General features: G+C 65.0%; 21 protein-coding genes. 9 read left to right on the top strand and 12 right to left on the bottom strand.

Annotated elements, in window-relative coordinates; genetic code table 11:
- Nucleotides 1-214: 214 nt before the first annotated feature.
- A complete protein-coding gene (locus tag ACZ1JW_RS01915) occupies nucleotides 215-490 on the bottom strand; it encodes an HU family DNA-binding protein (protein WP_144902088.1) in 276 nt (91 codons plus the stop codon).
- 355 nt (nucleotides 491-845) lie between these two features.
- On the opposite strand from ACZ1JW_RS01915, the gene ACZ1JW_RS01910 reads away from it, so the two are divergent.
- The 3 genes from ACZ1JW_RS01910 to ACZ1JW_RS01900 are packed head-to-tail and all read left to right on the top strand — an operon-like array spanning nucleotide 846 to nucleotide 6,574.
- Entirely contained in the window at nucleotides 846-2,027 is a 1,182-nt protein-coding gene (locus ACZ1JW_RS01910; RefSeq protein ID WP_465141750.1) for an efflux RND transporter periplasmic adaptor subunit, read from the top strand.
- Between the two features lie 6 nt (nucleotides 2,028-2,033).
- On the top strand, nucleotides 2,034-5,168 hold the full coding sequence (locus ACZ1JW_RS01905; RefSeq protein ID WP_465141749.1) for an efflux RND transporter permease subunit: 3,135 nt from the start codon (nucleotides 2,034-2,036) through the stop codon (nucleotides 5,166-5,168).
- Nucleotides 5,165-6,574 carry an efflux transporter outer membrane subunit gene (locus ACZ1JW_RS01900; protein WP_465141748.1) on the top strand — a complete coding sequence of 470 codons (1,410 nt, stop codon included), beginning with the start codon at nucleotides 5,165-5,167 and terminating at the stop codon, nucleotides 6,572-6,574. The genes ACZ1JW_RS01905 and ACZ1JW_RS01900 overlap by 4 nt, the downstream gene beginning before the upstream one ends.
- Nucleotides 6,575-6,863: 289 nt before the next feature.
- On the opposite strand, the gene ACZ1JW_RS01895 is transcribed toward ACZ1JW_RS01900, so the two are convergent.
- Genes ACZ1JW_RS01895 through ACZ1JW_RS01875 form a run of 5 tightly spaced genes read right to left on the bottom strand, consistent with a single transcriptional unit; the run spans nucleotide 6,864 to nucleotide 12,585 of the window.
- Nucleotides 6,864-8,033 (bottom strand): acyl-CoA dehydrogenase family protein, encoded by a 1,170-nt coding sequence (locus tag ACZ1JW_RS01895; protein WP_465141747.1) that lies wholly within the window; start codon nucleotides 8,031-8,033, stop codon nucleotides 6,864-6,866.
- Nucleotides 8,030-9,244, bottom strand: coding sequence for an acetyl-CoA C-acetyltransferase (locus ACZ1JW_RS01890; RefSeq protein ID WP_465141746.1), 1,215 nt, complete (start codon nucleotides 9,242-9,244; stop codon nucleotides 8,030-8,032). Before ACZ1JW_RS01890 ends, ACZ1JW_RS01895 begins: the two co-directional genes overlap by 4 nt.
- A 2-nt stretch (nucleotides 9,245-9,246) precedes the next feature.
- Complete coding sequence (locus ACZ1JW_RS01885) at nucleotides 9,247-10,473, bottom strand: CoA transferase (protein ID WP_465141745.1); 1,227 nt, start codon at nucleotides 10,471-10,473, stop codon at nucleotides 9,247-9,249.
- A gap of 3 nt (nucleotides 10,474-10,476) precedes the next feature.
- Nucleotides 10,477-11,655 carry an acyl-CoA dehydrogenase family protein gene (locus ACZ1JW_RS01880; protein WP_465141744.1) on the bottom strand — a complete coding sequence of 393 codons (1,179 nt, stop codon included), beginning with the start codon at nucleotides 11,653-11,655 and terminating at the stop codon, nucleotides 10,477-10,479.
- Between the two features lie 12 nt (nucleotides 11,656-11,667).
- On the bottom strand, nucleotides 11,668-12,585 hold the full coding sequence (locus ACZ1JW_RS01875) for an SDR family NAD(P)-dependent oxidoreductase (protein ID WP_465142817.1): 918 nt from the start codon (nucleotides 12,583-12,585) through the stop codon (nucleotides 11,668-11,670).
- Between the two features lie 153 nt (nucleotides 12,586-12,738).
- Here ACZ1JW_RS01875 and ACZ1JW_RS01870 point away from each other — a divergent pair, with 153 nt between their 5' ends.
- The 3 genes from ACZ1JW_RS01870 to ACZ1JW_RS01860 all read left to right on the top strand — a co-directional run bounded on the left by ACZ1JW_RS01870 (nucleotide 12,739) and on the right by ACZ1JW_RS01860 (nucleotide 14,540).
- Nucleotides 12,739-13,668 carry a LysR family transcriptional regulator gene (locus ACZ1JW_RS01870; RefSeq protein ID WP_465141743.1) on the top strand — a complete coding sequence of 310 codons (930 nt, stop codon included), beginning with the start codon at nucleotides 12,739-12,741 and terminating at the stop codon, nucleotides 13,666-13,668.
- 151 nt (nucleotides 13,669-13,819) lie between these two features.
- Nucleotides 13,820-14,380, top strand: a complete 561-nt coding sequence (locus tag ACZ1JW_RS01865; RefSeq protein ID WP_465141742.1) for a hypothetical protein — start codon at nucleotides 13,820-13,822, stop codon at nucleotides 14,378-14,380.
- A complete protein-coding gene (locus ACZ1JW_RS01860; protein WP_465141741.1) occupies nucleotides 14,355-14,540 on the top strand; it encodes a hypothetical protein in 186 nt (61 codons plus the stop codon). Before ACZ1JW_RS01865 ends, ACZ1JW_RS01860 begins: the two co-directional genes overlap by 26 nt.
- 80 nt (nucleotides 14,541-14,620) lie before the next feature.
- Here ACZ1JW_RS01860 and ACZ1JW_RS01855 read toward each other — a convergent pair whose 3' ends face one another.
- From ACZ1JW_RS01855 to folE, 4 genes are all read right to left on the bottom strand, one after another.
- Nucleotides 14,621-14,998: an endonuclease domain-containing protein gene (locus ACZ1JW_RS01855; RefSeq protein WP_465141740.1), complete on the bottom strand. Its 378-nt coding sequence runs from the start codon at nucleotides 14,996-14,998 to the stop codon at nucleotides 14,621-14,623.
- Nucleotides 14,999-15,210: 212 nt separating this feature from the next.
- Nucleotides 15,211-15,687 carry a PaaI family thioesterase gene (locus tag ACZ1JW_RS01850; RefSeq protein WP_465125147.1) on the bottom strand — a complete coding sequence of 159 codons (477 nt, stop codon included), beginning with the start codon at nucleotides 15,685-15,687 and terminating at the stop codon, nucleotides 15,211-15,213.
- Between the two features lie 43 nt (nucleotides 15,688-15,730).
- A complete protein-coding gene (locus ACZ1JW_RS01845; protein ID WP_465141739.1) occupies nucleotides 15,731-16,672 on the bottom strand; it encodes an NAD(P)/FAD-dependent oxidoreductase in 942 nt (313 codons plus the stop codon).
- A gap of 46 nt (nucleotides 16,673-16,718) precedes the next feature.
- The gene (gene folE, locus ACZ1JW_RS01840) at nucleotides 16,719-17,315 is read right to left on the bottom strand and encodes a GTP cyclohydrolase I FolE (RefSeq protein WP_465126335.1); all 597 of its coding nucleotides are present in this window, start codon (nucleotides 17,313-17,315) and stop codon (nucleotides 16,719-16,721) included.
- Between the two features lie 165 nt (nucleotides 17,316-17,480).
- Here folE and ACZ1JW_RS01835 point away from each other — a divergent pair, with 165 nt between their 5' ends.
- Nucleotides 17,481-18,071 (top strand): PAS domain-containing protein, encoded by a 591-nt coding sequence (locus tag ACZ1JW_RS01835; protein WP_465125149.1) that lies wholly within the window; start codon nucleotides 17,481-17,483, stop codon nucleotides 18,069-18,071.
- On the opposite strand, the gene ACZ1JW_RS01830 is transcribed toward ACZ1JW_RS01835, so the two are convergent.
- Both ACZ1JW_RS01830 and ACZ1JW_RS01825 read right to left on the bottom strand, forming a co-directional pair.
- On the bottom strand, nucleotides 18,068-19,042 hold the full coding sequence (locus ACZ1JW_RS01830) for a sensor histidine kinase (RefSeq protein WP_465125150.1): 975 nt from the start codon (nucleotides 19,040-19,042) through the stop codon (nucleotides 18,068-18,070). The two genes, ACZ1JW_RS01835 and ACZ1JW_RS01830, sit on opposite strands and share 4 nt — an antisense overlap.
- A 144-nt stretch (nucleotides 19,043-19,186) precedes the next feature.
- The gene (locus ACZ1JW_RS01825; protein ID WP_465141738.1) at nucleotides 19,187-19,579 is read right to left on the bottom strand and encodes a hypothetical protein; all 393 of its coding nucleotides are present in this window, start codon (nucleotides 19,577-19,579) and stop codon (nucleotides 19,187-19,189) included.
- A 153-nt stretch (nucleotides 19,580-19,732) separates the two neighbouring features.
- Here ACZ1JW_RS01825 and ACZ1JW_RS01820 point away from each other — a divergent pair, with 153 nt between their 5' ends.
- On the top strand, nucleotides 19,733-20,128 hold the full coding sequence (locus ACZ1JW_RS01820; protein WP_465141737.1) for a protocatechuate 4,5-dioxygenase subunit alpha: 396 nt from the start codon (nucleotides 19,733-19,735) through the stop codon (nucleotides 20,126-20,128).
- Nucleotides 20,125-20,970, top strand: a complete 846-nt coding sequence (locus ACZ1JW_RS01815) for a class III extradiol dioxygenase family protein (protein WP_465141736.1) — start codon at nucleotides 20,125-20,127, stop codon at nucleotides 20,968-20,970. The genes ACZ1JW_RS01820 and ACZ1JW_RS01815 overlap by 4 nt, the downstream gene beginning before the upstream one ends.
- Nucleotides 20,971-21,030: the final 60 nt, after the last annotated feature.

The following is a 21,030-nucleotide window of genomic DNA, read 5'->3' as shown; positions in this document are numbered from 1 at the left end:
TCGGACCAGCGCCGGGGATGCCCGATGGCGAAAGATGCTCGGATGAAGAGTCAGGCCACGCAAGGCTGTCGGCGAGTCTGGTGCTGCGAGCCGAAAAGGCGGTGCCAGGGCGCGCGCCACGCACAAGAAGGGGCGCGCAAGGATGGGAATGCGAAATAATGGAGAGCAGGGGTGGACCCGGCGCCTGCACTGGCAGGCGCCGGTCCCGAACGGATCAGCCGTTCAGCTTGTCCTTGACCGCCTTGGCAGCCGAGAAGGTCAGCTTGTTCGAAGCTGCGATCTGGATGGTGGCGCCGGTCGAGGGGTTGCGGCCTTCGCGGGCCGGGGTGTTCTTGACCTTGAACTTGCCGAAGCCGTTCAGCGAGACTTCCTCGCCCTTCGCGGCTGCGTCGGCGATCGCTGCAAAAACGCTGTCGACGACCTTGCGGGCGTCTGCCTTGGTGAGGCCGTGGCTTGCTGCGATGGAATCGGCGAGGTCGCTGTTGTTCATTGTCCTGATGTCCTCTGCTGGAAAGGGAGCGCACGGCTAACGCATGGCGAACCGCGAAAGCCATGGCCTTTGCGCGTCTTTCCACTGAATTTCACAGGCACCGAGCGATTTTAGCTCGATTTTGGGCTTGTGCCCCGCCGAATCGGCATTTTTCGGGAACCTGCAGGGCATTTGTAACTTTGTGTCGCAACCCGCGACCTTGCCCATCAAGGGGCGTGCGCGGCTGCAGCAATATGCTAGACACAGGCTTCAAGGCCATTTCGCACTTGCGAAGTAAGGGCGGGTTTCGCACTGCGTGATTCGCCTCGAAGCAGTGCCGGAATGTGCAAATTGGCGTTTTCGAGTGAGACTGTCCTTGCGCTCCAGCATCCGTAATTCGTTTCTCGCAGGCCCCGTCGTAGTCGCATTGCTCACGCTTGGCGCGTGCGGTTCGTCCGACGCTGCCAAGCCCAAGCCGACCCCGGTCGTCGGCGTGATGATCGCAAAGACAGAGCCGGTCGAACTGACCGCCGAGCTTTCCGGCCGGACCGAAGCGTCGGAGGTCGCCGAAGTGCGGCCGCAGGTTGCCGGCATCGTCATGCAGCGCCTGTTCCAGGAAGGCTCGTTCGTGCGTGCCGGGCAACCGCTCTACCAGATCGATTCCCGCCTCTATGCCGCCAGCCAGGCGCAGGCGTCCGCCTCGCTCGCCGCTGCGCAGGCCACGGTCGAGGCCAATCGCCTCAAGGCAGAACGGTTCGAGGCGCTGGCCGTGCAGGGCGGCGTCAGCAAACAGGACGCGGCAGACGCACGCGCCGCCTACAACCAGTCGCGTGCTGCCGTCGGGCAGGCCCGGGCGGCGCTCGCCTCGGCACAAGTCAACCTCGGTTTCACCCGCGTGTCTTCGCCGATCAGCGGGCGCATCGGCATCTCGATGGTCACCAAGGGTGCCCTCGTCACCAATGCGCAAGCCACGCCCATGGCCAAGGTCCAGCGGCTCGATCCGATGTACGTCAACATCAAGCAGTCGGGCGCGGATTTCATCGCCCTGCGCCGCGCGATCGAAAGCGGCAAGCTTGTGTCGGGCGCGGCCCCGGTAACCGTCATCCTGCCCGATGGCAGCACCTACCCCATCGCCGGCAAACTCAATCCCGCCGACATCGACGTCGACCCCGAAACCGGCACTATCACCGTTCGCGCCGTCGTCCCTAATCCCAAGGGCGAATTGCTTCCCGGCCTGTTCGTGCGTGCCCGCGTGGCGCAGGGCACCGTGCCAGACGGCATTCTCGTGCCCCAGGCAGCGGTCAGCCGCGATCCGCGCGGTCGCGCCAGCGTGCTTGTCGCCAATGCCAGGGACGAACTCGAAAAGCGCGAGATCGTGGCGGACAGCCCGGTCGGCCAGAACTGGCTTGTGACCTCGGGACTGAAGCCTGGCGACCGCGTCGTCGTCGAAGGCCTCATCAACGCGCGCGAGGGCCAGAAGGCCAAGGTCGTCCCGGCGGGCAGCAAGCCGAAACCCGAAGCAGGCCCGGGTGCAACCGCCAAGAGCGGCGGGAACTGATCCCGCATGATTTCCCGCTTCTTCGCGCACCGCCCGATCTTCGCATGGGTGCTGGCCATCGTGATCATGGCCGCAGGTCTGTTTGCCGTAAGCACGATGGGGGTCGAGCAGTACCCCGACATTGCCCCGCCCACCGTCTCGATCAATGCCAATTATGGCGGCGCCGATGCCGCCACGGTCGAGAATTCCGTCACCCAGATCCTCGAGCAGCAGCTCAAGGGGCTCGACGGAATGCTCTATTTCAGCTCGACCTCGTCGAACGGCTCGTCGAGCATCACCGTCACGTTTGACAAGGGCACGGACCCCGATACCGCGCAGGTCCAGGTCCAAAACGCGATCTCGCGCGCAGTCAGCCGCCTGCCCGCCGTGGTCCAGCAGCAGGGCGTCAACGTCAACAAGGCGCAGTCCGACCAGCTGATGGTCGTCTCGATCTATGACGAGAGTGGCAAAGCCACCAATTCCGACATCTCGGACTACCTCACCACCCATTTCCAGGACCCGATCTCGCGTGTCGAGGGCGTCGGCAGCGCGCAGATCTTCGGCGGTTCCTTCGCCATGCGCGTGTGGCTCGATCCGCTCAAGCTCGCCGCCGTGCAGCTCATGCCGTCCGACGTGACCGCGGCCCTGCAGGCGCAGAACACCCAGGTCGCCGCGGGCGAGATCGGCGGCAATCCCGCGCCCGAAGGCCAGCGCCTCAACGCCACGGTCACCGCCCGCTCGCGCTTCGAAACGCCCGAGCAGTTCGAGAACATCGTGGTCAAGACCAACGTCGATGGTTCGGTGGTGAAGCTCAAGGACGTCGCCCGTGTCGAGATGGGCGAGGAAAACTACGGCGCGCTCAGCCGCTTCAACGGAATGCCCGCCACCGGTATGTCGATCAGCCTCGCCTCGGGCGCGAACGCCACGCGCACCGCCGATCTGGTCAAGGAAAAGGTCGCCGAACTGGCAAAGGACCTGCCGCCGGGTTACCATACCGCCTACCCCCGTGACAGCAGCATCTTCGTCAAGCTCTCGATCGAGGAAGTGGTCTGGTCGCTGTTCGAGGCGATCGCGCTTGTCGTGATCGTGATGTTCGTTTTCCTGCAGAACTGGCGCGCCACGCTGATCCCGGCGATTGCCGTGCCGGTCGTACTGCTCGGCACCTTCGGCGTGCTCTCGCTGTTCGGCTACACGATCAACACGCTGACCATGTTCGGCGTCGTCCTTGCCATCGGCCTGCTGGTCGATGATGCCATCGTCGTCGTCGAGAACGTCGAGCGCGTGATGCACGAGGAGCACCTCGGTCCCCTCGAAGCCACCGTCAAGTCGATGGACGAGATCACCTCGGCGCTGATCGGCATCACCCTCGTGCTGACCGCCGTGTTCGTGCCGATGGCCTTCTTCGGCGGCTCGACCGGGGCGATCTATCGCCAGTTCTCGGTCACCATCGTCTCGGCAATGACCCTGTCTGTCCTCGTCGCTCTGGTCTTCACGCCCGCCCTGTGCGCCACCTTGCTGGTGCCGGTCGAGCGCGAGAAGCCCAAGGGCCGGTTCTTCTCGCGCTTCAACCGGGCCTATTCCGGGCTGGAGGAGCGCTACAAGACCCGCCTGTCCCGCACCGTCGCGCGGCCCTTCCCGTGGATGGTGGCCTTCGGCGCAATCACGGTTGCCATGGTGCTGCTCTACCTGCGCCTGCCCACCAGCTTCCTGCCCGACGAGGATCAGGGCAACATCTCGATCAACTACCAGCTTCCGGTCGGCTCCACTTCCGAGCAGACCCGCGCCGTGGCGATGTCCATTTCGGACTACATCCGCAAGACCGAGGCCGACAACATCAAGGCGGTCTTCGTGGTCATGGGGCGCGGCCAGTCCGGCTCGGCGCAGAACGCAGGGCAGGGCTTCATCCTGCTCAAGGACTGGTCCGAACGTCAGGGTGCAGATCGCTCCGCCGCCGCGATCGCAGAGCGCCTCAACGCCTATTTCCGCAAATCGCGTGAAGCGCAGATCTTCATACTCAACCCGCCGCCGATCCGCGGCCTCGGCCAATCCGCGGGGTTCGAGATGTGGATTCAGGACAGTGCCGGTGCCGGCCGCGAAGCGCTCACCGCCGCCCGCCGCCAACTGACCAGGATGGCAGGCGAGGACGAACGCCTCGCCCAGGTCCGTCTCAGCGGCCTCGAAGACACTCCGCAGCTCAAGGTCGACATCGACGACGACGCCCTGACCGCCTTCCAGATCGCCCCCGCCAGCGCCAACTCCACGCTGTCCATCGCCTGGGGCGGGTTCTACGTGAACGATTTCGTCGACCGCGGCCGCGTCAAGCGCGTCTATGTCCAGGGCGATGCCCCCTATCGCGCCAAGCCTTCCGACCTCGGCCAGTGGTTCGTGCGCAGCGCCAATGGCGAGATGGCCCCTTTCTCCGCCTTCGCCTCCTCGCGCTGGACGCAAGGGCCCGTCCGGCTCGACCGCTTCAACGGCATCGCCGCCCAGCAGTTGAGCGGCAGCGGCGCGCCCGGCGTCAGCTCGGGCGATGCGATGAAGATCATGGAGGACAACGCAGGCCAGCTCGAAGGCAACTTCACCCCTGCATGGAGCGGCCTGTCCTATCAGGAACGCGCCGCATCCAGCCAGTCCACGCTGCTCTACGCCGCCTCGATCTTCTTCATCTTCCTGTGTCTTGCCGCGCTCTATGAAAGCTGGTCGGTGCCGGTCGCGGTGCTGCTGGTGATCCCGCTGGGCATCATCGGCGCGGTCCTTGCCGTCACCTTGCGCGGCTTTGACAACGACATCTATTTTCAGGTCGCCCTGCTCACCACCATTGGCCTGTCCGCCAAGAACGCGATCCTCATCGTCGAGTTCGCCGAATTCGCCATGGCCAAGGGCGCGACTCCCGTAGCTGCAGCGCTCGAAGGCGCGCGCCTGCGCCTGCGACCGATCATCATGACCAGCGTCGCCTTCATCGCGGGCGTCGTGCCGCTGGCGCTGGCGTCCGGTGCAGGTGCCAACGGCCGCCGCGCCATCGGCACCGGCGTGCTGGGCGGCATGCTCTCGGCCACGGTGCTCGCGATCTTCCTCGTGCCGGTGTTCTTCGTCCTGGTGAAAGGCTGGCTCGCCCGCAAGCAGCCCGCCGCCAGCCCTCAGCTGCAGGGAGAACCGGCATGAACCGCCGCGCCATCATCGCCACGCTCCCCGCGCTCGCCCTTGGCGGCTGCAACCTTGCGCCGAAGTACGTGCGACCCGAAGCCCCGGTTGCCCCCACCCTGCCGCAAGGCGCGGCGTACCCGGCGCTATCCTCTACAGAAACGCAGGTCGATGCTCTCGGCTGGCGCGATTTCTTCACCGATCCGCGCCTGCAGCAGGTCATCGCCAAGGCGCTGGCCGACAACCGCAACTTGCGCGCCACGCTCGCCAACGTCGAGCGGGCGAGGGCGCTCTACCGCGTCAACCGCGCCGCCCTGTTTCCCATCGTCAACGGCTCGGCCACGCTCTCGGCTGTGCAGGGCACGCAAGGCCGCGTGACCGACAACTTCCTCGTCCAGGCAGGGTCAAGCTCCTACGAGATCGACCTGTGGGGCCGCTTGCGCAATCTCAGCGCCGCCGCTTTCCAGACCTGGGCCGCAACCGACGAGGGCCGCAAGTCCACCCAGATCGCGCTCGTCGCCGAAACCGCCAGCGCTTGGCTCTCCTATGCCGCCACGGCTGACGCCCTGCGCATCGCGCAGGAAACCGTCGCCACCCGTAAGGACACGCTCAGCCTCAACCAGCGGCGCGAAGCCAACGGCATCGGCACCAGACTCGATGTCGCCACCGCAACCTCGCAGTTGAACGCGGCCGAGACCGCCGTGGCCGATCTGCAGACCAATCTTGCACAGGCCCGCAACGCGCTCGAACTGATCACCGGCGGCCCGCTGTCCGATGATCTGCTGCCCACCACGCTCGGCACCGGCGATCAGGTGCTCGGCGCCCTGCCGGTCGGCCTGTCGTCGGAGGTGCTGCTGCGCCGTCCCGACGTGCTGTCGGCAGAGCACAGCTTGCGCGCCGCCTATGCCAACATCGGCGCGGCCCGCGCTGCGTTCTTCCCCCGTCTGTCGATAACCGGCCTGTTCGGCTTTGCCTCGCCCGGGCTGACCCGCATCTTCGAAAGCGGCGATTTCCAGAAGACCGCGAATACCGCCATCAGCCAACGCATCTTCGACGGCGGCGCCACCGCCAACAACCTTGCCGCCGCCAAGGCCTCGCGCGATGCGGCGCTCGCCACCTACGAGCGCACCATCCAGACCGCCTTCCGCGAAGTGGCAGACGCGCTTGCCCGGCGCGGCACCATCGACGAAAGCCTGCGCGCGCAGACCAGCCTCGAAGCCAACGCCGCCACCGCCTTCCGCCTCAGCAAGCTGCGCTACGAAGCGGGCGTCGCCAACTTCCTCGAACCTCTCGACGCCCAGCGCACACTCTACAACGCCCAGCAGTCGCTCATCTCGGCCCGCCTGACCAAGGCCAGCAACATGGTCGAACTCTACCGCGCCCTGGGCGGCGGACTGGTCGAAACGACGGCTACGCCGCAAAGGTAGTGCGGCCTGGGCTCGACTCCAAAGATCGCTATTTGAACCGTCACCCCGGCGAAGGCCGGGGCCCACGCGCTCTAAGCGTGACGCCGTCCCAGACCGGCAAACCACCCCGCGGCAGCAAAGGCAGGAAAGCACCCCTGCTGCGGAGGAACTCTGCCCGTCAGCGTAATGGGTCCCGGCCTTCGCCGGGACGACGCTGGACTGCGCAAGACCATACGTCACCCCGGCGAAGGCCGGGGCCCATTACGTCGCCATAGAGCGCAACCCCCGAACCTCAAAAACGCCGCAAACCTCAATAACTCCGCGGCAACCCCAGCACATGCTCCGCCAGAAATGACAGGATCAGGTTCGTGCTGATCGGCGCCACCTGATAGAGCCGCGTCTCGCGAAGCTTGCGCTCCACGTCATACTCCTCGGCAAAGCCGAAGCCGCCGTGAGTCTGCACGCAGGCATTGCCCGCTTCCCATGAGGCATCGGCGGCGAGCATCTTGGCCATGTTGGCCTCCGCCCCCATCGGCAGCCCCGCCTCGTACATCCGCGCCGCCTCGCGCACCATCAGTTCGGCCGCGCGCATGTTCGCGTAAGCTTTGGCGATGGGGAAGGCGACGCCCTGATTGGCCCCGATCGCCCGCCCGAACACCTGCCGCTCCTTGGCATAGTCGACCGAGCGCCGCGTGAACCATTTGGCATCCCCCACGCATTCCGCCGCGATCAGCACGCGCTCGGCGTTCATACCGGAAAGGATATAGCGGAAACCCTTGCCCTCTTCGCCCAGCAGGTTGGCCGCCGGAATGCGCATGTTGTCGAAGAACACTTCCGTCGTCGCATGGTTCATCATCGTGCGGATCGGGCGGATGGTGAGCGACTTGCCCACCACCTCGCGCATGTCGACGATGAACACCGAAAGCCCGTCGGTCTTCTTGGCCACCTCCTCGCGCGGCGTCGTCCTCGCCAGCAGCAGCATCAGGTCGGAATGTTCCGCCCGGCTGGTCCAGATCTTCTGGCCATTGACCACGTATTCGTCGCCCTCGCGCCGGGCGAACGTGCGCAAGCTGGTGGTGTCCGTTCCGCTGGTCGGCTCGGTCACCCCGAAGGCCTGAAGCCGCCATTCGCCGCTTGCAATCTTCGGCAGATAGGTGCGCTTCTGCTCTTCCGAACCATGGCGCAGGATCGTGCCCATAATGTACATCTGCGCGTGGCACGCCCCGCCATTGCCGCCCTCGGACTGGATCGTCTCGAGGATCGCCGCCGCCGCGCCAAGACCCAGCCCCGACCCGCCATATTCCTCGGGGATCAGCACCGAAAGCCAGCCTGCTTCAGTCAGCGCGTTGACGAACTCGGTCGGATATTCCCGCTTCTCATCCAGCTTGCGCCAGTACTCGCCCGGAAACTGCGCGCAGAGCTTGCGCACGCCTTCGCGAATTTCGCCATAGTCCTCGGCATCATAAGGAGAAAGGATCATCGCGCCGCCTCGAACACCGCAGCGATGCCCTGACCGCCGCCGATGCACATCGTCTCCAGTCCATAGCGACCCCCACGCCGCTGCAACTCCCGCGTCAGGTTGGCCAGAATGCGCCCGCCGGTCGCGCCGATGGGATGGCCCAGCGAAATGCCCGATCCATTGACGTTGAGCATGTCATGGCGGCTGTCATCGTCAGACCAGCCCCAGCCCTTGAGGCAGGCCAGCACCTGCGGCGCAAACGCCTCGTTCAGTTCGATCAGGTCGATATCGCCCCATGAAAGCCCGTTGCGCGCAAACAGCCGCTCGGTCGCAGGCACCGGGCCATAGCCCATGCGCGAAGGATCGCAGCCCGCCGCCGCCCACGAATGGAACCACGCAATCGGCTCCAGCCCAAGCTCTTCCAGCTTGTCCTCTGCCACCACCAGGCACGCCGCCGCCGCATCGTTCTGCTGGCTGGCATTGCCCGCCGTCACCACGCCCTTTTCCAGCGGCTTCAGCTTGCCGAGCGACTCCATCGTCGCATCGGCGCGATAGCCCTCGTCATGCGCGAAGGTCACCGGCTCGCCCTTCTTCTGCGGAATGCTCACCGGCACAAGTTCATCATCGAACAGCCCCTTGGCCCACGCCGCCGCAGCGCGCTGGTGGCTGCGCACGGCATAGGCGTCGCACGCCTCACGGCTGATGCCGTAGTCCTTGGCGAGGTTCTCCGCTGTCTCGATCATGCCGCTGATCACGCCATAGCGCTCGATCGGCTGGCTCATCACCCGTCCGCGCGTCAGCCGGTCATGCAGCGTCAGCGACCCAGCCCGTACACCCTTGCGCACGTCGGTGGTATAGTGCTCGACGTTCGACATCGATTCCACCCCGCCCGCCACGACCACGTCGGAAACGCCGGTCTGCACCATCATCGCCGCATTGACGATCGCCTGCAGCCCCGATCCGCAGCGCCGGTCCAGCTGATATCCGGGCACTTGCTCAGGCAGGCCCGCCAGCAGCCACGACCAGTGCGAAATGCACGGCGCTTCGCCATTGCCATAGCCTTGCGCAAAGATCACATCGTCCACCCGCGCCGGATCGATCTTCGTCCGCTCCATCAGCGCGGTCAGGATCGTCGCCCCCAGCTGCCCGGCGGTGAACGACGAAAGCGAGCCACCGAACTTGCCGACAGCAGTGCGAATTGGCGCGACAATGGCGGCTCTACGAAGGGTCATGCTCATTCCTTGTCTGAAGTGCCCACCACACCGCGGTCGATCAGCGCGGCAATCTGGCCCGAAGCCATGCCCAGCCGCTGGCTAAGCACCTCCTCGCTATGCTGCCCAAGGTAAGGTGCAGGCTGCGGATCGCCCGCCTCGCGGTCGGGGATATTGGCGAAGCTGCGCGTCGCCGGATATTCAAACCCGCTGGGATTGGCAGGCGAGGGGCCGAACAGCGGATTGTTGCCTACAAGCTCGGGGTCGCGGGCCATCTCATACATCGTGCGATAACGCTCGAACGTTGCCCCCGCCTTGGTCAGCCGCGCCGCCATTTCGGCATAGTCGAACCGCTCCGCCGCCTCCTGAAACATCGAGAACAGCCGGTGCCGATGCACGAAGCGGTGATGGTCGCTGGCAGCAAAGCTCACGCCCAGTTCCGCCTCCACTGCGGCAACGTCTTCGGTCAGCCCGAACGCCGCGACCGTAGCCGTCCACTGTTTGGGCGTCAGCGCGGCGATCATGAAGCGGTGGCCGTCACGGCTCTGAAAATCCCGCCCGAACGCGCCCCAGATGGCATTGCCGATCCGCTCGCGGTCCCCGCCGCGATAGAGCATTTCGGGCGCGGCACCTGCGTTGAACGCCGTTCCAATCGCCACGTCGCCCAGCGGCACCCGCAACTCGCTGCCCTCGCCGGTCGCATCGCGATGGCGCAGGCCTGCGAGCAGGGCGAAGGCGCAATAGGCACCAGTGATGAAGTCCCAAGCCGGCAGGATCTGGTTCACCGGCGGCGCAGATCCCGCGTCCCACTCCTCTGGCCCGGTCATCAGCGGATAGCCCGACGCGGCATTGACGGTGAAGTCCATCGCCTGCCGCCCGTCATGCCAGCCCATGATCCGCACCGAGACCAGATCGGGCCTTCCGGCCGCAATCCGCTCATGCGCCATGAAGCTCTCCACCGGCAGATTGGTGACGACCTGCCCAACCTTGCCCGCCAGCGCCACCGCCAGCTCGCGCCCTTCGCCCGTCTGAAGATCCAGCGCCACGCTCTTCTTCGCGCGATTCAGGTTCTCCCACGAAAGCGACCGCCCCTCGCGGGTCATCATGTAGCGCTTGTAGTCCAGCCCCCCGCGTCGATCATCGATCCGGATAACCTCCGCCCCCAGCTGCGCGCAGTAAAGACCCACCGTGGGCGAGGCGACGAACGAGGAAACCTCGACGATCGATAGGCCGGAAAGCAGCTGGTACATGACCTACCAAACCGCCCCTTCACGCGCAAACTCGCGCAGCAGGCTCTTGGCGATCTGCAACTGCATGATCTGGCTCGTGCCTTCGTAAATCCGCAGGATGCGCGCATCGCGGAAGAACCGCTCCGCCGGATATTCGGCAAGGTATCCCGCCCCGCCGAACACCTGCACGCAGCGGTCTACCACGCGCCCGCAGGCCTCGGAGGCGAACAGCTTGGCCGCTGCCGCCTTTCTCTGGATGTTCTCGCCCCGGTCCGCCCGCGCGCAGGCATCGCTGACCATGCATTCGGCGGCATAAAGCTCGGCCTCGCTGTCGGCCAGCATCGCCTGAATCAGCTGGAAATTGGCAATCGGCTCGCCAAACGCCTTGCGCTCGGTGGCATAGCGGATCGCGGTATCGAGCGCGCGGCGTCCCATGCCAACGCCCATCCCCGCCACCGAAAGCCGCCCGTTATCAAGGCTCTGCATCGCGATCTGGAAGCCGCGCCCTTCCTCGCCTCCGACCAGCGCCGAGCCTGGAATGTGCACGTCCTCCATGATCACGTCGGCAATGTGTGCGCCCGACTGGCCCATCTTCTTGTCGGGCTTGCCAATGGTGATCCCCGGCGTCGACATGTCGACGATGAACGCCGAGACATGCGCGTTCTTCGGCAGCGCCTCCTTGGACGTGCGCGCCATGATCAGCCCGATCTTCGCCCAGGGGCTGTTGGTGATGTAGCGCTTGGTCCCGTTGAGCCGGTAGCCGTTGCCATCACGCACCGCCGTCGTCTGCATCGCCGCGCTGTCAGAGCCTGACCCTGGCTCGGTCAGACCGAAGCAGGCGATCTCGCCGCTGGCGATGCGCGGCAGCCATTCGGCCTTCTGCTCTGCCGTACCGAAGTTCTTGATCGCACTGCCGGTCATGCCGATGTTGATCGACACGGTCGAGCGGTAGGCGGGCGAGGCATAGGCCATCTGCTTCACCGTCTCGATATACTGGCTGATGTTCATGCCAGCCCCGCCGAACTCCTCGGGAATAGTGATGCCGAACAGCCCCATTTCGCGCATCTCGTCGAGGATCTCGTCAGGAATGCGGTCGTTCGCAATGACCTCGTCCTCCGCGGGGATCAGTCGCTCGCGCACATAGCGCCGCAGCTGCTCGATGAACTGGTCGAAGATTTCGGCGTCCATACCGGGATTGGCCATTTCGAAAACTCCTCAAACCGGATCATAGGGGAATACGTGGGCCGTAACTTCATCGGCCCGCGCGAAGCTGGATTTGAACGCCGGGATCAGCTCCTCGGCAATGCTCGCCGGCGTCCAGCCCTCGAGCTTGACCATCGAGCGCGCCGGGCGCGGCTTGGAGAACAGCACGATCTCGTTCTTGCGCACCGAGAACACCTGGTTGTTCACGTCCTTCGCCGCGTCCGACGCCAGAAACGCCACCAGCGGCGCGATCTTGTCCGCGCTCATCGCCTTCATCCGCTCCACCCGCTGCTTCTGCTCGGGCGTCTCTGCGGGGATCGAGGCGGTCATCCGGCTCCACGCAAACGGCGCAACGCAGTTCGACCGCACCCCCCAGCGCGCCATGTCGAGCGCGATCGAGTGCGACAGCGCCACCAGCCCCAGCTTCGCCGCCGAATAGTTCGCCTGCCCCACGTTGCCGATCAGGCCCGAGGTCGAGGTAAAGTGGATGAAGCTGCCCGATTGCTGCTCGCGGAAATAAGGCGTCGCCGCCTTTGACACGTTGAACGCACCCGTCAGGTTCACGTCGATGACGCTCGTCCAGTCCTCGTAGGACATCTTGTGCCAGATCGTGTCGCGCAGGATGCCGGCGTTGTTGACCACCGCATCGATCCGCCCGAAGCGCTGCACGGCATCCTCGATGATCGTCGACGCACCTGCCGGATCGGCCACGCTGGCAAGGTTGGCCCAGGCCCTGCCGCCCGCAGCGATGATGTCATCCACCGTCGATTGCGCCGGACCTGCATCGCCGCCATCGCCGCCCTGCGCCACGCCCGGATCGTTGACCACGACCGCTGCCCCCTCGCGCGCGCAGAGCAGGGCAACCTCACGCCCGATCCCGCGCCCCGCGCCGGTTACCGCGACGACCTTGCCCTCGAGCATCCCGCCCATCCGAATCTCCCACATGAGGCTTGCTGGCACTCTTGTTAAGCGACCGATTAAACCATTTCAACCGCAACCGCGCCTTGTGCGAAGCAACCCTTCGAACAGGCCTTCACAATCATCTGCAATTGTGGTCAGGACGGATAACCAATCACCGCGTGATTGATCGAAGGGTTTCCGCCGATGCGCTTCAAGGGTCTCGATCTCAACCTTCTCGTCGTGTTCGACGCGCTGATGGAAACCCGCAGCGTCACCCGCGCCGCCGAACGCATCGGCCTGACCCAGCCCGCCACCAGCGCCGCCCTGCGCCGCCTGCGCGACTATTTCGGCGACGAGATCGTCGTCGCCGTGGGCAAGCGCATGCACCCCACGCCCTTTGCCGAGGGCCTGCACCCGCAGATCCAGCTCGCCCTGCGCGGCGTCGAACGCGCGATCACCACGCCCACGCGCTTCGACCCGGCAAGTTCCAACCGGCGCTTCCGCATCATCGGCTCGGACTACATCATGGTCGCCGTGCTGGTCCCGCTGATCGAGCGTTTCGCCCGCACCGCGCCCGGCGTGCGCGTCGAGATCCTCCAGCCCAACGAGCACAGCGCGGCAGAGCTCGAACAGGGCAGGGCCGACCTCCTGATCACGCCCGAGCCTTTCCTTGCCTCATGGCACCCGCACGAAGTGCTGTTTGTCGAGGAGCAGGTCGTCGTCGGCTGGTCGCAGAATCCTGTGTTCGAACGCGGGCTGACCGAGGAGGACTTCTATGCTGCAGGCCACGTGACCATCGCCTTCGGTGCGAACCGCACCCCGGCCTTTGCCGATTCCACGCTGTCCCGCCGCGGGCGCGAACGACTGGTCGAAGTCACCGTGTCGAGCTTCGCTTCGGCCCCCTGGTTCATCGAAGGCACAGCCCGCCTCGCCGTCCTCCATGAACGCCTCGTCCGCCAGATCGCCCGCCGCTTCAACCTTGCCTGGGCACCGATGCCGTTCGACTTCCCCCGGATGCACGAAATGATGCAATTCCACGAATCCCGCGCCGACGACGCCGGCCTCACATGGCTGCGCCAGCAGATGCGAGAAGTTGCGGCGGAAGCGGCTTGACGGGCGGTTCCTTGCGACGCGGTGTAGGGGACCACTTCCGCTCGTCCTGAGCTTGTCGAAGGAAGGTTGGTGGAAGTGCACTTTCACCAAGGCTGATGCTGTCGGGCAGCGATGTATAGCCATGGCGTCATCCGCCCGCTAACCTCCGGGCATGGTTGGCGCATTTACCTATCGACCGGAGTTCGAGGCGGCATTGCGCCTGTTTGCGCAAGTTAGCGAGGCGATGCAGGCGCGCGGCGTGTCACGTCCCGTCCTCGTCGGTGGTGCCGCAGCAGAATTCTGGTCGCTAAGCGCTATCAGCACCGGAGATTTCGATCTCTGCACTACCCGACAAGACATACTCGACGAGGAAATGGCGAGTGCCGGCTTCATCCGGCCTGAGGGCGCGGGAAGGATGCTCAAAGGTTGGGTTCATCCTCGTCTCAAACTTGGTTTCGAAGTTGTCGCAGAAGTCCCGATGGACGGTAACGTGGATGCCGCGCACATCCGCATGGTGCGGCCCGTCGGTGGCGAGGGGTTGTTCCGTGTAATCTCCGTCGAGGACCTGATCGCTGACCGCATGGGGCAGTATGCCTCCGGAACGGCAGCGGATCGCCTCGATCAGGCACGCATTCTGTTCAGCCTTCACCCCGATGCCGAAATGGATTACCTTGAACGCCGTATCCGCGAAGAAACCTTTGGCGATTATGGCCTCGAAGACCTCAAGCTCTGATCCTGCAGAAATCATCGACATGGCAGAGCTTGCCGTGCGTCTTGCCAAAAGGCGCGAACTGACCGGTCTGCCCGATCTTCCCCGCAACACCGGAACCCGCCGAACCCCATCCAAACGCGCCTTGCTCAAAGCGATCGAGGATCTCGGCGGCAAGTGGTGACCGGTGCCAACATCGCACCATCGCACTGACTCCCTTCCCCCTCGATGGGGGAAGGATACCGCAGCTTGCGGGCTTGCCCGCTAGCGAAGGTTGGATGGGGGTGAGATACCCGGCGAGAACCCTCCAAGCTCCGTGATCAGCACCATCGCCACCCCTTCGATGTTTCCCAGCACCTCGTTGTTCCAGAACCGCACCACGCGATAGCCTTCGCGCACAATCATGGCATCTCGGCGCGCATCCTCGGGCCCGCCATGCTGGCCGCCATCAATCTCGATCACCAACCGCGCCTTGTGGCTGGCAAAGTCGCAGATCGCGTGGGCAAGAGGAACTTGCCGACGAAACCGCCAATCCCCGAAATGCGCCCTCAACAAGCGCCACATTGCCGCCTCAGCCAACGTCGGCTCCCTGCGCATTTGCCGTGCGCGCTGGATTGCCAGTGGCGGCGGTGCCTTCTTCACGCCCGGGCGTCACCCCCATCCAACTCCGGCTAGGCAGACAAGCTGCCAAGCCTTCGTATCCTTCCCCCATCAAGGGGGAAGGGGAAGCGCAGTTGCCGCCATTCCTGCAAGACCGCCAATTACCTTCCCCCTCGATGGGGGAAGGATACCGCAGCTTGCGAGCTTGCTCGCTAGCGAAGGTTGGATGGGGGTGATGAAGGGCCCACAAGCCCCTAATGCGAAGTCCGCTTCGCCCGCTTGATCGTCCCCGAAAAGCTGAGCACGGCCTCTTCCCTGCCGTCTGCCCCAACACGCAGCACCGTGCCGCGCGCGAACACCAGACTTCCGCCTGCCCGCACGCATTCCCCGCGCGCCGTAAGCAGGTCCCCGGCCTGCGCGCCGCTGACGAATTCGCAGTTCATCGTCACCGTCACGCCGCTCACTTCATCGCCATTCGAGGCTGCGACCATGAACAGCGAGAAATCTGCAAAGGTCATCAGCGACCCGCCGTGGACGATGCCGTGGCCATTGAGGTTTTTCGCCTCGGGAATGAACCCGGTGACGATCCCGCGCTCGTCCTTCCTCACGAAGAATGGGCCAGTGCCATCCTCGAACGGGTCTTTGCCCGACCATTTCCACCAGCCGGCCCAAGGCCCTTCGCTGATCTGTTCGAAATTGCCCCGGATTGGCGATACTTCTTCAGTGCTCATGGCCGCTCTCTTAAGCGGACGATTGAACCTGTGTCGATAGCAATCAGGCCACTTCCTCACGCTCGCGCGCCATCATCCGCGTTGCCAGCGTCCGGCCCGAAATCCACGCATTCTCGACGCGCGGCCCGAGCAGCCAGTCGCCGCAGATGCCGATCTTCGACTGCACGCTCCACAGCGCGCCAAGATTGCTGCCGGTAGACATGGCATAGCGCCAGCGGTGGGCAGACGCGGTGACGGGTTCCGGCAAGCTGATCTCCAGCGCGTCCTCCAAGGCAGCCAGCAGAGCGCGCGCCACGTCCTCCACCGAATCCTCGATATGGCTGGTCGACCAGTGCGGGCTCGCCTGCACCACCCAGGTCTCCAGTCCCTTGCGGCCGGGCTTGGCGGTGTTGCGCGCAGCCCAGCTGATCAGCCCCGCCTCGCGCACTGTGTCCAGCTTGGAGGGCACACGCTCGCCAAACGCGAACATTCCGGTCCAGCAAGGCTGCGAGCGGGCGGCAAGGGCCGTGGAGGCCAGCGACAGGTCATGCAGCGCGACAATTGCCGCGGCCTGCTCCGGCGGAAGCGATACGACCACTGCGTCGAACGGCCCCGCCTGCGCCCGGTCACCGCCGGCCAGTTCTCCGCTGAGGTGCCATTGCCCCTCGCGGCGGACCAGCCCGCGCACGTGCCAGCCGAACGTCACGTCATGCTGGTCGGCCATTTCCTTGACCACCGCGTTCATCGTCGGAACGCCAACCCACGCGCCGGTTCCGGCAGCGGGCCAGGGTGCGGCAACGCCGCTGGCCGACCAGCGCGCGACTTGCGCCATGAACGCGGGATCACGCACGGTGAAGTACTGCGCGCCGTGATCGAAATGCGCTTCACCAAGCGGCGTCTGCATCCGCCGGGTAGACATGCGCCCGCCCGGGCCGCGTCCCTTGTCGAACAGCGATACAGTGTGGCCCGCACGGACAAGCTGGGCAGCACACGAGAGTCCGGACATGCCGGCCCCGACAATGGCAACTTTCATTTTCATGGGTTTGAGAGGATCAACCACGACCCATCAACGCCAGGACTTCCTTGCGGCTGCTGGCATCGTCGAGGAAGCAACCGAGCATCCGGCTGGTCACCATGCCCACGCCATGCGTCCGCACCCCGCGTCCGGTCATGCAGCCGTGCTGAGCCTCGATCACCACGGCCACGCCATGGGGCTGGAGGTTGTCCCAGATGCACTTGGCGACTTCTGCGGTCAGACGCTCCTGCACCTGCAGGCGGCTTGCATAGCCATGCAGCACACGGGCGAGCTTGGAGATGCCGACCACCCGGTCCTTGGGCAGGTAGGCGATCGACGCGGTGCCGATGATCGGCGCCATGTGGTGTTCGCAGTGGCTCTGGAACGGAATGTCCTTGAGCAGCACGACCTCGTCATAACCGCCCACTTCCTCGAACGTGCGCGAAAGGTGCAGGCCGGGGTCTTCGGCATAGCCGCGGCAGTATTCGCGCCAGGCGCGCGCCACACGCTTGGGCGTGTCGAGCAGACCTTCGCGCTCGGGCTCGTCGCCCGACCAGCGGATCAGCGTGCGGATCGCATCCTCGACATCGGCCGGGACGATGATCTTGCCATCCTCGCCGATAACGTCAGCCATGCCGGACGATGCGGCGAGGGAAGGGGAAAGGACGTTCATCTGCTTACGCGCTCCGGCTCGCAATGTTGCGGGATGCTGACCGGATGCGCCGCGACCCCCTCGGGAACAACACGGACCAAAGGGCACGGACTGGAAAGCGGCGCGAAAGCGCGTATATGTGCACCCATGTCCATAGCCGAAATGATCGCCTCCAGCCCGACGGCAGCCGTCATCAGCAATCCGCGTTTGCCGGACAACCCGATCATTGCCTGCAATGACGCGTTCGTCGAACTCACCGGATACAGCCGCGAGGAGATCATCGGTCGCAACTGCCGCTTCCTGCGCGGCCCCACCACCGAGGACGACAAGGCACGGGTCCTGCGCGAAGGCATTCACCGCAAGCAGCCGGTCATGGTCGAGATCATCAACTACAAGAAGGACGGCACCCGTTTCCGCAACGCGGTCATGGTCGCGCCGATCTTCGATGCCGATGGCGAGGTCGAGTATTTCCTCGGCTCCCAGGTCGAACTGGCCGAAGAACAGGGCGCAGCCAACGATGCGCGCCGCAACGGTGCTGCCGAGCGGGTCGAGCGCCTCAGCCGCCGCCAGAAGGAAATCCTCGTGCTCATGGCCGCAGGCAAGCTCAACAAGCAGATCGCCTACGAACTGGGCCTCAGCGAACGCACTGTGAAGATGCATCGCTCCGCCGTGCTCAAGGGTCTCGACGTCAAGACCAGTGCCGACGCCATCCGCGTCGCGATCGAAGCCGGCTTCTAACGCTCCAGTCTCTTCGCACCCTCGATCCGGAACTCGCACCACACGCCCGCCGGATCGAACGTCAGTTCCACTGCGTCGAGTCCCGGCTGCGGCATCAGCAGCTTCGTGCCGATCCCCGCGCGCGTCGGCGGGCTCACTTTCGGTCCCCCGCGCTCCGTCCATAGCAGGTAGAGCGTCGAGCTGCCCGGTCCGATGAACCAGCTCAGCTCCACATGCCCCCGCTCACCCGCCAGCGCGCCATGCTTGACCGCGTTGGTGCACAACTCGTGCAGCGCCATGATCAGCGGGATGCAGCTGTCGGTCGGCAGCAGGCAAGGCTCCCCGCTCAGCCGGATGCGCCCGTCGCGGTCGAACGGCGCGACCGTCTGGCGCGCGAGCTGCGGCAAGCGCCCTTCCGCCTCTGCCCCGATCTGCAGCAGGTCGCTCGCCGCTGCGAGACCCTCGATGCGCAGGCTGAATTCCTTGTAGAAATCCAGCGGAGAGGCTGCCTTAGGCCCGCGCGAAGCCAACGCCTGGATCAGCGTCAGCATGTTGCGCACCCGGTGACGCAATTCGCGGTTGTAGCTCTCGCGCTGGTCGCTGACCTCGCCGAGCCGCCGCATCGTCTGCCGCAGCATGCTGCCGATGAACACCGTGAACGCGCCCGAGAACACGAACAGGCCGAAGAACAGCACGCGCACCACGTTCACTTGCGAAAACCACAGCTCGCCCCCGAACAGCCGCTGCGCCAGCAAGGCCGCGATGACCGTGTAGGCCAGCGCATAGCGCAGCTCCAGCGCCAGCGAGGCGATCAGCAGGGCGGGCCAGTAGGTCACGAACGGCCGTCCCAGCGATCCGGTGTCGAGCACCGCGCGCATCACGGTCGGCACGATCAGCAGCACGGCGATCCACGCGAGCGATTGTGCTGGGGAACGCTGCGGATCGACCAGCAGACGAACAAGCTTCGCCTGCCGCGCTTCGTCCAGTCTCACGAGGCTCTCCCCTGCATCCCCAGCGGCCAGCCGCTCGGCATAGTTGGTCCGCTTTGGATAATACTAGGGTTGGAGAGAGAGCAAGTCCAAGAAAATAAAGCTGTTTCAGGGCTTCCGGGTGGACGTTAACCAATCCCCGAAACGTCAGGCGACCTCGGGAAGCGCAAACTTCGTCGGGGTGGCAAGGCGCAAGACATCCGCCAGGGCGATCACTTCCGCCACGGCATGCGCTTCTTCCGGGGTGAGCCCCGAAAAGTCGGGAAGAAAGGCCCGGCAGGTCTGCAGCAGATTGCCCGGTGAGCGCTCCAGCTCGGAACGATAGGCATCAAGCGTGCGGCACCCGTCGATCTCGCCCCAGGACAGCCCTGTGGGCGAGGGCCGCTCATGGTAGGCCCACAGTGCCTGAACTGCCCGTTCCACCGCCAGCTGGGCCTGCGTCACCACGGCCGCGCCCGACGCGCGGGCCTTCAGGCGCTGGCGATAGCGGCGCTGGCGTTCCGCGTTGGAGAGTGGTTTAGCGGCGGTCGAGAAAGGCATGCCGAATTTTTACCGATTAACCAACACGTTGCATACTCCGTTACGTTACTTAGGCCGCATTCACCGTCTTTGACCTCGATCAAGGTCAATATCGTATGTGTTGCATATGAAATTCCCCGAGAGGGCAATCCAGCCCGCCGGGAGATTCGCACCATGGGGCCTCAACCAGCCACTGCTGTCGCGCAGGAGCAGTCGCTGCGCCGCGCGATACCGCTGTTCGACGGCGCATTGGCCACGCGCGGCTTTGAACTCAACGCGATGTGCTTCTCGTTCAACGAGAAGGCCAACCGCGACGCGTTTCTTGCCGACGAGGACGCCTATTGCGCCCGCTTCCACCTCACGCCCGAGCAGCGCAAGGCCGTGGCGGACCGCGACGTGCTGGCGATGCTCGATGCCGGCGGCAACGTCTATTACCTCGCCAAGCTCGCCGGCATTTTCGGCCTTGGCGTGCAGGACCTCGGCGCCCTGCAGACCGGCATGTCGGTCGACGCGTTCAAGGCCATGCTCGTCACATGGGCCGAAAAGATCCCCACCAAGGAGAACGCATGATGGCACAGGTCATCGGAGGCTATTTCACCAGCCACGTCCCCGGCATCGGCGGCGCGATCATGCGCGGCGATCAGGACACGCCCTACTGGAAGCCGTTCTTCGAAGGGTTCCCCCCGATCCGTGAATGGCTGGCCGAGGCAAGGCCCGATGTCGCCGTCGTCTTCTCCAACGACCACGGCCTCAACTTCTTTCTCGACAAGATGCCGACTTTCGCGGTCGGTGCCGCCCCGTCCTACGACAACGCCGACGAGGGCTGGGGCCTGCCGGTCTACAAGAGCTTCACCGGCCACCCTGCGCTGTCCTGGCATGTGATCGACAGCCTCGTGCGCGACGAGTTCGACATCACCACCTGCCAGAAGATGCTGGTCGATCACGCCGTATCGATCCCGTTCGAACTGGCTTATCCGGGCGTCGAAAGCTGGCCGCTCAAGCTGATCCCGATCTCGATCAACACCGTGCAATACCCGCTGCCAAGCCCCAAGCGCTGCCTTGCGCTGGGCCGCGCCGTCCATCGCGCGCTGCAATTGTGGGCCGGTAACGAGCGTATCCTGATCTGCGGCACCGGCGGCCTCTCGCACCAGCTCGATGGCCCCCGCGCCGGTTTCATGAACCCGGACTACGACCTGTTCTGCCTCGACAACCTCGCCGCCAACCCCGATGCGCTCACCGGCCATACCGCCGAACAGGTCGCCGAACTCGCCGGCACCCAAGGCGTCGAAATCCTCAACTGGATCGCCGCGCGCGGTGCGATGGGCGATGTCCCGCTGGCGGAAGTCAGCCGCAACTACCACATCCCCATCAGCAACACCGCCGCCGCCAGTCTCTTGCTCGAACCGGCGTAGGCCATCGCCCCTTTTGAATCCTCTCCATTTTCACGAAGTGCAAATGGGCCCGCCATCCCT

The organism is Novosphingobium sp. BL-A-28-Hi1-0D (assembly GCF_055521755.1).
This window is presented reverse-complemented; position numbering and strand designations above follow the sequence as displayed.

Excerpts from the sequence above, each read along its gene's own strand:
- ACZ1JW_RS01915 (WP_144902088.1), bottom strand. The coding sequence starts at position 490 with ATGAACAACAGCGACCTCGCCGATTCCATCGCAGCAAGCCACGGCCTC.
- ACZ1JW_RS01905 (WP_465141749.1), top strand. The coding sequence starts at position 2,034 with ATGATTTCCCGCTTCTTCGCGCACCGCCCGATCTTCGCATGGGTGCTG.
- ACZ1JW_RS01900 (WP_465141748.1), top strand. The coding sequence starts at position 5,165 with ATGAACCGCCGCGCCATCATCGCCACGCTCCCCGCGCTCGCCCTTGGC.
- ACZ1JW_RS01895 (WP_465141747.1), bottom strand. The coding sequence starts at position 8,033 with ATGATCCTTTCTCCTTATGATGCCGAGGACTATGGCGAAATTCGCGAA.
- ACZ1JW_RS01890 (WP_465141746.1), bottom strand. The coding sequence starts at position 9,244 with ATGACCCTTCGTAGAGCCGCCATTGTCGCGCCAATTCGCACTGCTGTC.
- ACZ1JW_RS01885 (WP_465141745.1), bottom strand. The coding sequence starts at position 10,473 with ATGTACCAGCTGCTTTCCGGCCTATCGATCGTCGAGGTTTCCTCGTTC.
- ACZ1JW_RS01880 (WP_465141744.1), bottom strand. The coding sequence starts at position 11,655 with ATGGCCAATCCCGGTATGGACGCCGAAATCTTCGACCAGTTCATCGAG.
- ACZ1JW_RS01875 (WP_465142817.1), bottom strand. The coding sequence starts at position 12,585 with ATGGGCGGGATGCTCGAGGGCAAGGTCGTCGCGGTAACCGGCGCGGGG.
- ACZ1JW_RS01865 (WP_465141742.1), top strand. The coding sequence starts at position 13,820 with ATGGTTGGCGCATTTACCTATCGACCGGAGTTCGAGGCGGCATTGCGC.
- ACZ1JW_RS01860 (WP_465141741.1), top strand. The coding sequence starts at position 14,355 with ATGGCCTCGAAGACCTCAAGCTCTGATCCTGCAGAAATCATCGACATG.
- ACZ1JW_RS01850 (WP_465125147.1), bottom strand. The coding sequence starts at position 15,687 with ATGAGCACTGAAGAAGTATCGCCAATCCGGGGCAATTTCGAACAGATC.
- ACZ1JW_RS01845 (WP_465141739.1), bottom strand. The coding sequence starts at position 16,672 with ATGTCCGGACTCTCGTGTGCTGCCCAGCTTGTCCGTGCGGGCCACACT.
- folE (WP_465126335.1), bottom strand. The coding sequence starts at position 17,315 with ATGGCTGACGTTATCGGCGAGGATGGCAAGATCATCGTCCCGGCCGAT.
- ACZ1JW_RS01835 (WP_465125149.1), top strand. The coding sequence starts at position 17,481 with ATGTCCATAGCCGAAATGATCGCCTCCAGCCCGACGGCAGCCGTCATC.
- ACZ1JW_RS01825 (WP_465141738.1), bottom strand. The coding sequence starts at position 19,579 with ATGCCTTTCTCGACCGCCGCTAAACCACTCTCCAACGCGGAACGCCAG.
- ACZ1JW_RS01820 (WP_465141737.1), top strand. The coding sequence starts at position 19,733 with ATGGGGCCTCAACCAGCCACTGCTGTCGCGCAGGAGCAGTCGCTGCGC.
- ACZ1JW_RS01815 (WP_465141736.1), top strand. The coding sequence starts at position 20,125 with ATGATGGCACAGGTCATCGGAGGCTATTTCACCAGCCACGTCCCCGGC.